This is a genomic window from Thauera sp. ZXT1-4, assembly GCF_052598215.2.
Map to the genome: position 1 here is coordinate 1 of NZ_JBQWSN020000059.1, position 5,576 is coordinate 5,576.

Below are 5,576 nucleotides of genomic sequence, written 5' to 3' on the forward strand. Positions count from 1 at the left end.
TTTATGTTCATCAGGGCGTTGTGTAGTTGGGTTAGTCTGACGATGACCTACTTTCACGAGGGCGGACCTCACTATCATCGGCGCATGTGCGTTTCACGGTCCTGTTCGGGATGGGAAGGGGTGGAGCCACACAGCTATGGTCGTCAGACTTTGACTTGTTCTTCAGCGTTTTTTTTGCTGAAGCAAAGGTAGGAAGAAGTGTTGTGTGATTGTCTGTTTCGATTTTTCGAACAGATTTTTGAGTTCGTTTTGTTTTGAAGGTTATAGGATCAAGCCACACGGGCAATTAGTACCGGTTAGCTGAACGTGTTGCCACGCTTACACACCCGGCCTATCAACGTTGTGGTCTTCAACGACCCTTCAGGGGGCTCGAGGCCCCGGGGAAGTCTCATCTTGAGGCGAGTTTCCCGCTTAGATGCTTTCAGCGGTTATCTCTTCCGCACTTAGCTACCCGGCGATGCGACTGGCGTCACAACCGGTACACCAGGGGTGCGTCCACTCCGGTCCTCTCGTACTAGGAGCAGGCCCTCTCAAACTTCCAGCGCCCACGGCAGATAGGGACCAAACTGTCTCACGACGTTTTAAACCCAGCTCACGTACCACTTTAAATGGCGAACAGCCATACCCTTGGGACCGGCTACAGCCCCAGGATGTGATGAGCCGACATCGAGGTGCCAAACTCCGCCGTCGATGTGAACTCTTGGGCGGAATCAGCCTGTTATCCCCAGAGTACCTTTTATCCGTTGAGCGATGGCCCTTCCATACAGAACCACCGGATCACTATGACCTGCTTTCGCACCTGCTCGACTTGTGGGTCTCGCAGTCAAGCCACCTTTTGCCATTGCACTATCAGTACGATGTCCGACCGTACCTAGGTGACCTTCGTACTCCTCCGTTACCTTTTGGGAGGAGACCGCCCCAGTCAAACTGCCCACCATGCACGGTCCCCGACCTGGATTCACAGGCCTGGGTTAGAACCTCGACGACACCAGGGTGGTATTTCAAGGATGGCTCCACCGGAACTGGCGTCCCGGTTTCATAGCCTCCCACCTATCCTACACAAGTCCCGTCAAAGTCCAATGCAAAGCTACAGTAAAGGTTCATGGGGTCTTTCCGTCTAGCCGCGGGGAGATTGCATCTTCACAAACATTTCAACTTCGCTGAGTCTCAGGAGGAGACAGTGTGGCCATCGTTACGCCATTCGTGCAGGTCGGAACTTACCCGACAAGGAATTTCGCTACCTTAGGACCGTTATAGTTACGGCCGCCGTTTACCGGGGCTTCGATCAAGAGCTTGCACCCCATCACTTAACCTTCCGGCACCGGGCAGGCGTCACACCCTATACGTCCACTTTCGTGTTTGCAGAGTGCTGTGTTTTTAATAAACAGTCGCAGCCACCGATTCTCTGCGACCCCGTTCCGCTCCGGCCGCGAGGGCCTTCACGTACCAGGGGCATACCTTCTCCCGAAGTTACGGTATCAATTTGCCGAGTTCCTTCTCCTGAGTTCTCTCAAGCGCCTTGGTATTCTCTACCAGCCCACCTGTGTCGGTTTGCGGTACGGTCACTCTATGACTGAAGCTTAGAGGCTTTTCCTGGAAGCTGGGTATCACTCACTTCGAACCACAAGGGTTCTCGTCATCACGCCTCATCTAAGCCCGGCGGATTTGCCTACCAGGCACGACTACACGCTTAAACCACCTATTCCAACAGATGGCTGAGCTAACCTTCTCCGTCCCCCCATCGCATCATAGAGCGGTACAGGAATATTGACCTGTTTCCCATCGACTACGCATTTCTGCCTCGCCTTAGGGGCCGACTCACCCTGCGCCGATGAACGTTGCGCAGGAAACCTTGGGCTTACGGCGAGGGTGCTTTTCACACCCTTTATCGCTACTCATGTCAGCATTCGCACTTCCGATACCTCCAGCATCCCTTACGAGACACCTTCGCAGGCTTACGGAACGCTCCCCTACCACGTGTCAAAGACACATCCGCAGCTTCGGTTCATGGCTTGAGCCCCGTTACATCTTCCGCGCAGGACGACTCGACTAGTGAGCTATTACGCTTTCTTTAAAGGGTGGCTGCTTCTAAGCCAACCTCCTAGCTGTCTATGCCTTCCCACCTCGTTTGCCACTTAGCCATGCATTTGGGACCTTAGCTGGCGGTCTGGGTTGTTTCCCTCTTGACACCGGACGTTAGCACCCGATGTCTGTCTGCCGTATATCACTTTGCGGTATTCGGAGTTTGCTATCGCGGGGTAGATCGCAATGACCCCCCCAACGATTACAGTGCTCTACCCCCGCAAGTGTCCGTACGACGCACTACCTAAATAGTTTTCGGGGAGAACCAGCTATTTCCGGATTTGTTTAGCCTTTCACCCCTATCCACAGCTCATCCCCTAACTTTTCAACGTTAGTGGGTTCGGACCTCCAGTACCTGTTACGGCACCTTCATCCTGGCCATGGATAGATCATCCGGTTTCGGGTCTACGCCCTGCAACTCAGTCGCCCTTATCAGACTCGCTTTCGCTACGCCTCCCCTACTCGGTTAAGCTCGCTACAGAACGTAAGTCGCTGACCCATTATACAAAAGGTACGCAGTCACCCCTTACGAGGCTCCCACTGTTTGTATGCATGCGGTTTCAGGATCTATTTCACTCCCCTCCCGGGGTTCTTTTCGCCTTTCCCTCACGGTACTGGTTCACTATCGGTCGATCACGAGTATTTAGCCTTGGAGGATGGTCCCCCCATCTTCAGACAGGATTTCTCGTGTCCCGCCCTACTTGTCGCACGCTCAGACCCGCCACCGGCTTTTCGCATACGGGACTATCACCCTGTATCGTCGGACTTTCCAGACCGTTTTGCTAAGCTGATGGTTTAGTCGTGCAGGCTGTTCCGTGTTCGCTCGCCACTACTTACGGAATCTCGGTTGATTTCTGTTCCTGCGGCTACTTAGATGTTTCAGTTCGCCGCGTTCGCCTCCTCAGACCTATGTATTCAGTCTGGGATACCCCTTGCGGGGTGGGTTTCCCCATTCGGACATCGTGGGATCAAAGCTCTATTGCCAGCTCCCCCACGCTTTTCGCAGGCTTACACGCCCTTCATCGCCTGTGATCGCCAAGGCATCCACCACATGCACTTAGTCGCTTGATCCTATAACCTTGGGCCCTCTTCGATCTTGCGACCTCGAAGACCCCTCGTACAGGAACGAACTCGTTTGTGCGATCCGGCACTACGCTGACAAGCTCAGCGCCGGATCAATGCAATCACACAACTTGCAGTACGCACCGGCTCGGTACGTACTACACTTCTTCCACTTTGTTAAAGAGCAAACCTCTGTGCCCGACCGCCGAAGCGACCGTTCAAGAAGTAAGAGATGACAGCCGCCGCGCATGCGCACAGCGCCGGCATTTCTTACTTCTCGCCTGCAGTCCTGGTGGAGCTGGTCGGGATCGAACCGACGACCTACGGCTTGCAAAGCCGCCGCTCTCCCAGCTGAGCTACAGCCCCATTTCTGCTTTCGAGCAACCATTGATTGGTGGGTCTGGTTGGGTTCGAACCAACGACCCCCGCCTTATCAAGACGGTGCTCTAACCAGCTGAGCTACAGACCCTCTCATCCGAGGCTCTTTTCGCCTGAACAACCGATAAGTTGTGGATACTTGGCCGTACGCGGCCTGTTCTCTTGAAAGGAGGTGATCCAGCCGCACCTTCCGATACGGCTACCTTGTTACGACTTCACCCCAGTCATGAATCTCACCGTGGTAAGCGCCCTCCCGAAGGTTAAGCTACCTACTTCTGGTGAAACCCACTCCCATGGTGTGACGGGCGGTGTGTACAAGACCCGGGAACGTATTCACCGCAGCATGCTGATCTGCGATTACTAGCGATTCCGACTTCACGTAGTCGAGTTGCAGACTACGATCCGGACTACGATCGGCTTTAAGGGATTGGCTCCACCTCGCGGCTTGGCAACCCTCTGTACCGACCATTGTATGACGTGTGAAGCCCTACCCATAAGGGCCATGAGGACTTGACGTCATCCCCACCTTCCTCCGGTTTGTCACCGGCAGTCTCACTAGAGTGCCCAACTAAATGATGGCAACTAGTGACAAGGGTTGCGCTCGTTGCGGGACTTAACCCAACATCTCACGACACGAGCTGACGACAGCCATGCAGCACCTGTGTTCTGGCTCCCGAAGGCACCCTCGCCTCTCAGCAAGGTTCCAGACATGTCAAGGGTAGGTAAGGTTTTTCGCGTTGCATCGAATTAATCCACATCATCCACCGCTTGTGCGGGTCCCCGTCAATTCCTTTGAGTTTTAACCTTGCGGCCGTACTCCCCAGGCGGTCGACTTCACGCGTTAGCTGCGTCACTCAGTGCATTGCTGCTCCGAACGACTAGTCGACATCGTTTAGGGCGTGGACTACCAGGGTATCTAATCCTGTTTGCTCCCCACGCTTTCGTGCATGAGCGTCAGTACAGGCCCAGGGGGCTGCCTTCGCCATCGGTGTTCCTCCACATCTCTACGCATTTCACTGCTACACGTGGAATTCCACCCCCCTCTGCCGTACTCTAGCCTTGCAGTCACAAACGCAGTTCCCAGGTTGAGCCCGGGGATTTCACATCTGTCTTACAAAACCGCCTGCGCACGCTTTACGCCCAGTAATTCCGATTAACGCTCGCACCCTACGTATTACCGCGGCTGCTGGCACGTAGTTAGCCGGTGCTTCTTAGTCCGGTACCGTCATCCATGGCCTATGTTAGAGACCACGATTTCTTCCCGGCCGAAAGAGCTTTACAACCCGAAGGCCTTCTTCACTCACGCGGCATGGCTGGATCAGGGTTGCCCCCATTGTCCAAAATTCCCCACTGCTGCCTCCCGTAGGAGTCTGGGCCGTGTCTCAGTCCCAGTGTGGCGGATCATCCTCTCAGACCCGCTACGGATCGTCGCCTTGGTGGGCCTTTACCCCACCAACTAGCTAATCCGACATCGGCCGCTCCAATCGCACGAGGTTCCGAAGAATCCCCCGCTTTCCCCCTCAGGGCGTATGCGGTATTAGCGTAGCTTTCGCTACGTTATCCCCCACGACATGGGCACGTTCCGATGCATTACTCACCCGTTCGCCACTCGCCACCAGGCCGAAGCCCGTGCTGCCGTTCGACTTGCATGTGTAAAGCATGCCGCCAGCGTTCAATCTGAGCCAGGATCAAACTCTTAAGTTCAATCCAGCAAAGTACTCAAAATACTGACTTACATCAGCATGAGCACCAATCATTGTGAAACCATCGCCGAAGCGATTCGGCCACAACAACCAAGCACCCACACTTATCGGTTGTTCGACTTTTTAAAGAACCGCTGCCACCCGGCAGCGAAGAAGCGAGATTATGATCAACTACCTAATCCCTGTCAAGCATTTCGTGAATCTTTTTTAACGCCCCGGCTCACCGCCAAGACCCGATCCACCGCCCAACAACCTCCCGCTTCAACCTCCTCAACCCCGCACACCGCTTCCGAAGAAACCGCTGCAGCGCTGAAGAGGTGCGCATTATAGACCCAGCAGAAACAACGTCAA

At 54.6% G+C, this 5,576-nt stretch carries 2 tRNA genes and 3 rRNA genes; all 5 read right to left on the reverse strand.

The window, feature by feature from the left end:
• Nucleotides 1-34: 34 nt before the first annotated feature.
• A 5S ribosomal RNA gene (rrf, locus tag ACUH78_RS18585) occupies nucleotides 35-148 on the reverse strand.
• A 117-nt stretch (nucleotides 149-265) separates the two neighbouring features.
• Nucleotides 266-3,153 (reverse strand): 23S ribosomal RNA (locus ACUH78_RS18590).
• A 281-nt stretch (nucleotides 3,154-3,434) separates the two neighbouring features.
• Nucleotides 3,435-3,510 (reverse strand) — tRNA-Ala (locus ACUH78_RS18595).
• A gap of 26 nt (nucleotides 3,511-3,536) precedes the next feature.
• Nucleotides 3,537-3,613, reverse strand: a tRNA-Ile gene (locus ACUH78_RS18600).
• A gap of 74 nt (nucleotides 3,614-3,687) precedes the next feature.
• Nucleotides 3,688-5,226 (reverse strand): 16S ribosomal RNA (locus ACUH78_RS18605).
• Together the 16S, 23S and 5S rRNA genes with 2 tRNA genes alongside form the textbook arrangement of a ribosomal RNA operon.
• Nucleotides 5,227-5,576 lie beyond the last annotated feature (350 nt).